The 3,214-nt window shown below is 67.4% G+C and carries 4 protein-coding genes; 2 read left to right on the forward strand and 2 right to left on the reverse strand.

Translation table 11 applies throughout. The features are described from left to right. The coding region (locus JGS39_RS38540) for a helix-turn-helix transcriptional regulator (RefSeq protein ID WP_219574427.1) at positions 1 to 155 on the reverse strand (155 nt) is incomplete at its 3' end. Positions 156 to 275: 120 nt separating this feature from the next. Between JGS39_RS38540 and JGS39_RS38545 the strand changes: the two genes are divergently transcribed. Then, positions 276 to 776 (forward strand): helix-turn-helix transcriptional regulator, encoded by a 501-nt coding sequence (locus tag JGS39_RS38545; protein ID WP_136204661.1) that lies wholly within the window; start codon positions 276 to 278, stop codon positions 774 to 776. Positions 777 to 800: 24 nt separating this feature from the next. Continuing rightward, positions 801 to 1,919, forward strand: a complete 1,119-nt coding sequence (locus tag JGS39_RS38550; protein ID WP_219574425.1) for a tyrosine-type recombinase/integrase — start codon at positions 801 to 803, stop codon at positions 1,917 to 1,919. Between the two features lie 108 nt (positions 1,920 to 2,027). Here JGS39_RS38550 and ychF read toward each other — a convergent pair whose 3' ends face one another. Next, the gene (gene ychF / locus JGS39_RS38555; protein WP_219574426.1) at positions 2,028 to 3,116 is read right to left on the reverse strand and encodes a redox-regulated ATPase YchF; all 1,089 of its coding nucleotides are present in this window, start codon (positions 3,114 to 3,116) and stop codon (positions 2,028 to 2,030) included. Between the last annotated feature and the right edge of the window lie 98 nt (positions 3,117 to 3,214).

Below are 3,214 nucleotides of genomic sequence, written 5' to 3' on the forward strand. Positions count from 1 at the left end.
GCGCGCTCGTAGCGCAGCAGCTCGGCCTCGGGGTAGAGCACTCGCTTGCCGACCTTGATGCCGCGCGGCCCCTTCTTGAGCTGGCGCCAGTAACGGACGGTGCTCTCGGCGGTGCGGTAGCGCTCGGCGACCTCGGCGGTGGTCAGGTATCGCATGCGTTCCCATTCGGCTAGATAGCGATTCGATCTGCATAATCAGTACCTCACGATCGGCGGTTAGCCAAACCGGGAAGCTCATGTTTCAATTCGGATAGCGATGGTCGCGATGGAGGTTCGATGGCAGGCGAGAAGGCCGAGGGCGGCGAAGTGCCGCTGCTCTACAGCGAAGGCAACGTGGCGGGCCGCGTGGCCCTGGAGCGCGAGGTCAGAGGGTGGAGCACGACCGAGCTGGCCGAGCGGGTGACCAGAGCCGGCGTGAAGATGAACCAGACCGCCGTGTGGCGCATCGAGAACGGCTCTCCCCGTCGGCGGATCAACCTCGATGAGGCGCTCGCCTTCTCCCGCGTCTTCGAACTGCCCCTCGAAGAGCTCATGTCACCGCCCTTGGAAGGGCTCGACATCGACAGCCGACGACTCGTCCAGGAAGCCGTCGAAGCGTTCTACGAAACTCGCGATGCCCGCGACCGCCTGCACCGCGCCGTGGTCGCCGTCGCCGACCACATCAAGGCCCACCCCGACAGCTCACGCGCGATCAACGAGCAGTGCCTCCGCCTCATGGGCGACGAGCGGGACGCTCGCACCCTCACCAGCGACATCGAGGACGGCGGCCACTACTGACAACCAGCACGAAGGAGAAGCCACTTGGCGAATATCCAGAAGCGACCCAACGGCAAATGGCGTGCCCGCTACCGCGACCTCGACGGCAAGGAACACGCCCGCCACTTCGACCGCAAGATCGACGCCCAGCGCTGGCTCGACGAGGTCACGACCAGCGTGGTCACCGGTCAGTACGTCGACCCGCGCTCGGCGAAGAAGCCCTTCAAGGAGTACGCGGAGGAGTGGCGGGCCAGCCAGCCGCACCGGCCGTCGACGGCCAAGGCCGTAGCCCAGCACCTGCGTTGCTACGCCTACCCCGTCTGGGAGAAGCGGGCACTCGGCGCGATCAAGCCCGGTGACGTGCAGAGCTGGATCACCAGCCTGACGACCACCCACAAGCTCGCCGCGAGCACCTCCCGCACCGTCTTCAACACGGTCAACGCGGTCTTCCGGGCAGCGGTCCGCGACCGCATGATTCCGCACAACCCCTGCACCGACGCGAAGCTGCCCTCAGTCCCGAGGAAAAAGGTCGTACCCCTGGCCGTCGAGCAGGTGCGGACGCTGGCCGAGGAGATACCCGGCCGCTACAGGGGCCTGGTCCTGCTGGGCGCTTGCACGGGGCTCCGCCCCGGCGAGCTCTTCGGCCTCCAGCTTCGGCACGTGGACCTGCTGCACGCGACCGTCTCGGTCGAGCAGCAGATCCAGCAGACCGCCAAGCACGGCGTGTACGTGTGCCCGCCCAAGACCGCTCGCTCGCACCGCACGGTCCCGCTCCCCCGTATAGCGGTGGATGCGATGAAGGCCCACCTGCGGGACTTCCCCGCCGATGGCCCCGAGGGCTGGATCTTCACGGCGCCGCAGGGCGGGCCCGTGGTCTACACGCACTTCATGGACGGGTCCTGGCGGCCCGCCTGTGCGAAGGCCGGCATACCGAAGGGCACCGGACCCCACGCACTCCGGCACCACTACGCCAGCCTGCTGATCAAGCACGGCGAGTCCGTGAAGACGGTCTCCGAGCGCCTCGGCCACACCAACGCGGCCATGACGCTGAACATCTACACCCACCTGTGGCCCGACTCCGAGGAGTGGACCCGGGCCGCCGTCGACAAGGCGTACGCGGACCGGTCCGCCGAGACCCAGCCACAGGTCGACGAAGCGGCGTAACCGCTCCCCCGCGTGCCGGACCCATCCGGCACGCTGCGGACTCCGTGCGGACCGCAAAGGCCGCCCAACCCGCTCCGTCGCAGGTCAGACGACCTTTCGCCAGACGCATTACACGTTGAAGCGGAACTCCACCACGTCCCCGTCCTGCATGACGTAGTCCTTGCCCTCCATGCGCGCCTTGCCCTTGGCGCGGGCCTCGGCGACCGAGCCCGTTTCGACCAGGTCGGCGAAGGAGATGATCTCCGCCTTGATGAAGCCCTTCTGGAAGTCGGTGTGGATCACACCGGCCGCCTCGGGGGCCGTGGCGCCCTTCTTGATCGTCCAGGCGCGGGTTTCCTTCGGGCCTGCCGTGAGGTAGGTCTGCAGGCCGAGGGTGTCGAAGCCGACGCGGCCGAGGGTGGCCAGGCCGGGCTCCTCCTGGCCCATGGACTGGAGCAGCTCCAGGGCCTCGTCGTCGTCGAGCTCGATCAGCTCGGACTCGATCTTGGCGTTCAGGAAGATGGCCTCGGCGGGGGCGACCAGGGCGCGCTGCTCGTTCTTGAAGTCCTCGTCGACCAGCTCGTCCTCGTCGACGTTGAAGACGTAGAGGAAGGGCTTCGTCGTCAGGAGGTGGAGCTCGTGGAGCAGGCGGCCCTTCTCCGTGCCGGCCGTGATGCCCGCGTGGAAGAGCGTGTCGCCGGCTTCCAGGATCTTCTGGGCCTCCTCGACCGCTGCCAGAACGGCGACCTTCTCCTTCTGGAGGCGGGCCTCCTTCTGGAGGCGCGGGACGGCCTTCTCGACGGACTGGAGGTCGGCGAGGATCAGCTCGGTGTTGATCGTCTCGATGTCGTCCTTGGGTGAGACCTTGCCGTCGACGTGGACGACGTTCTCGTCCTTGAAGGCGCGGATGACCTGGCAGATCGCGTCCGACTCACGAATGTTCGCGAGGAACTTGTTGCCCAGGCCCTCGCCCTCGCTCGCGCCGCGCACGATGCCCGCGATGTCGACGAAGTCGACCGTCGCCGGAAGCAGCTTCTGGGAGCCGAAGATCTCCGCGAGGGTGTTCAGGCGGGGGTCGGGGACGCCGACGACGCCGACGTTCGGCTCGATCGTGGCGAACGGGTAGTTGGCCGCCAGCACGTCGTTCTTGGTCAGGGCGTTGAAAAGGGTCGACTTGCCGACATTCGGCAGACCGACGATTCCGATCGTGAGCGACACGGTGGCGACTTCCCTAGGGGGTGGACGGGCTCGAATGGACGTCGGGCCCGGGTGGGCCGATTCTCCAGTTTACGGTCGGGGGCGGGTGGCCCGTCACG

Source organism: Streptomyces poriferorum (assembly GCF_019399235.1).
GTDB classification, from domain to species: domain Bacteria; phylum Actinomycetota; class Actinomycetes; order Streptomycetales; family Streptomycetaceae; genus Streptomyces; species Streptomyces poriferorum.

Bases quoted from the DNA above. Each gene is read 5' to 3' on its own strand.
- JGS39_RS38545 (WP_136204661.1), top strand. From the start codon at position 276: ATGGCAGGCGAGAAGGCCGAGGGCGGCGAAGTGCCGCTGCTCTACAGC.